Consider the following 2,524-nt stretch of genomic DNA (forward strand, 5'->3'; position numbering starts at 1 on the left):
CATTGATGCAAGACCGCTCACCGCCAACTCGGCGAAATCTTCTTGCAACGCGCGGCCGGACCATACATGTGGGTCAATCTCGTCGTTTTGACCCTGCGTCGCAGACTTCCGGTCACCCCGATAAGCAGACAATTTCAAAGCCGGTCGGCATGTCTCAAACGTGCACAAAAACAGACTCATGCGCTGCAGCAAGCAGGCCTCTTCGATCACCTGGTCGGCTCGCAGCAATATGGAGGTGGGCATCGTTCGAATGTCGACGGCTCGGCTTCAGGGGCACCACAAGATGTAGCTGGGACAACAGCCCGAGACCCAGTGCCGGCGAAAAGCTGTCCCTCTTACCGGCAAAGGTAGTAGAGGTTGATCCATGTCAGACCTTGGACAAGCTCGACGTTCCACGCTTCTCGACGCTGCCTGGCGGACAGCATACCGCGTCGGTTTCCCGCTTGCCCGCATCTGGTGGCGACTGCGGCACCAGCAGCATGAGGGGGCGCTTGTGGCTGTCTACGTCGGTCAGGCGCTACTGCTGGTGCGCTCGTCGTATAGGATCGAATGGAACTTCCCCGGCGGCACTGTCCGGCAGGGTGAGACGCCTGAAGAAGCGGCTCGGCGCGAGCTGGCAGAAGAGATCGGCCTCGCCGGAGCATTCCCGCTGGTCGCCGTGGGCGACGCCTGGGGCCTCTGGGACGGGCGAAAAGATAAAGTGCATTTCTTTGAACTACGACTGGATCGGCTGCCCGAGTTACAGCTCGACAACCGCGAGATCATCGGCGCACGGCTGATATCGCCGAGTGAGTTGCGCGGCATGGCACTGACCGGGCCGGTCGCCGTCTATCTCGGCAGGACGATTCCGCCGGGTTGCCATTTAGAGTGACCGCGCAACGCTACTGCCATGTTCACGATCCTTGAAGGCTGAAAGCTTCCGACCGACGCGAGCGGATGGCGACCGATGGTGCGAATGTCAAAGGCACGGCTTGGGAGCGACAACCATACCCTACCACATCATTTGCATGAGGGGCTGTGTTGTGCGTCACAGCAAAGATTGGCCGCCCATGTCTGAATCGGGTCATTCGCGTCGGTTTGGCTGGACCACGGAGACTTTCGCGGTAGGGACGCGAGTTACCTCGCGCCCCCCCCCCGCACAGATCCGTACGGGCCCAATTCGGGCATACGGCTCCCACCTTGGGTGTCTAACGGTGGAGCGACTCTCTGGCCACGGATGAAGGATTCGCGGTTTCGGGAGCCAGTCGTCGGCCAACCGCTTGATCCGCTCCCAGGTCGTCCAGTCTTTCTGACTCCGCTGCCGTAGCGTGCGCCGCCAGAGATTGGTGACGTGGAATAGGAACGCGGTCAGTGTCGAACTGTTTGTCGGCACCGCGTGGTAGTTGAAGTAGCCGGTGACGACCTGCTGCAACCATCTTCCCTGCTGGGGAATCGGCTGATGCATGCTCCGTCGCAGTTCCTGTTTGATGGCTTGCAACTTTGCCTGCATGCGATCCCGCCGGGACTTCCGTTTGATTTGGAATTTGCCCCGACGAGTTTTGCCGCAGATAAAGGTGAAGCCCAGGAAGGTGAAGGTCTCCGGTTTGCCGAGCCCGCGCCGCTTGCGGTTTTCCACCGCGAAGCGTCCAAACTCGATCAGCCGGGTCTTCTCCGAATGAAGCGACAGTGCAAACTCCTGTAACCGCTTACGCATCTCGTCGAGGAAGCGACGGGCGTCGGTCTCGTGCTCAAAGCCAACAATGAGGTCGTCGGCATAGCGCACGATGATCATATTGCCCGCAGCCTCACGCCTTCGCCAGCGCTCGGCCCAGAGGTCGAAGGCGTAGTGCAAGTAGAGATTGGCCAGAAGCGGTGAGATCACCGATCCCTGCCCGGTCCCCTTGTCACTGACCGTCACGATCCCGTCTTCCAGGACGCCTGCCTTGAGCCATTTCTGGATCAGGCGGATGATGCGTCGGTCGCCGACGCGATGTTCCACAAACTTGATGAGCCACTCCTGGCTCACTGTGTCGAAGAACGAGCGGATGTCGGCGTCCAGTATCCAGTCACCTTTGTGCTGGTGATCCCGACCATGAGCGTGCGTGCTGCGTCCGGGTCGGAACCCATACGAGAACCTGAGGAAATCTTCCTCGTAGATCGCGCTCAGCACCGCAGCCGTAGTCCTCTGGACGATCTTGTCCTCAAGGGCGGCGACCGCGATCGGGCGTTGCCGACCATCCGGCTTGGGTATGTACACCCGCCGCGACGGTAGTGCCCGATACGCTCCCCGATGGACGCGAGCATGCAGGTCCTCAAGATTGCGCTCAAGGTGCTGCTCGTAGTCCCGACATGTCAGCCCGTCCACTCCAGCTGCAGCATTCTCCTTGAGTTCAGAGAATGCCTCTGCGAGGTGATCAATACTGACGTGATGGAAGAGCGCGGTGAACTTCTCCTTCTTCCTTTGCCTTGCAGCTTGCCGTATGCGCGCCAGCGCCTGTGACACGGTTCCCCGGTACTGTGCCCGGCCCGTGCTTTGCTGACTCAC

The 2,524-nt window shown here is 60.3% G+C and carries 3 protein-coding genes; 1 reads left to right on the forward strand and 2 read right to left on the reverse strand.

The annotated features are described in order from the left end of the window. Positions 1-210, reverse strand: a 210-nt coding sequence (locus JQ624_RS38215) for a hypothetical protein (RefSeq protein WP_212424014.1), incomplete at its 3' end; no start/stop codon positions are given. A 154-nt stretch (positions 211-364) separates the two neighbouring features. Between JQ624_RS38215 and JQ624_RS38220 the strand changes: the two genes are divergently transcribed. Continuing rightward, a complete protein-coding gene (locus JQ624_RS38220; RefSeq protein WP_212424015.1) occupies positions 365-871 on the forward strand; it encodes an NUDIX domain-containing protein in 507 nt (168 codons plus the stop codon). Between the two features lie 192 nt (positions 872-1,063). On the opposite strand, the gene ltrA is transcribed toward JQ624_RS38220, so the two are convergent. Continuing rightward, positions 1,064-2,524 (reverse strand): group II intron reverse transcriptase/maturase, encoded by a 1,461-nt coding sequence (ltrA, locus tag JQ624_RS38225; protein ID WP_409334429.1) that lies wholly within the window; start codon positions 2,522-2,524, stop codon positions 1,064-1,066.

The sequence above is a fragment of the Bradyrhizobium sp. AUGA SZCCT0283 genome (genome assembly GCF_018130385.1).
Classification (GTDB): domain Bacteria; phylum Pseudomonadota; class Alphaproteobacteria; order Rhizobiales; family Xanthobacteraceae; genus Bradyrhizobium.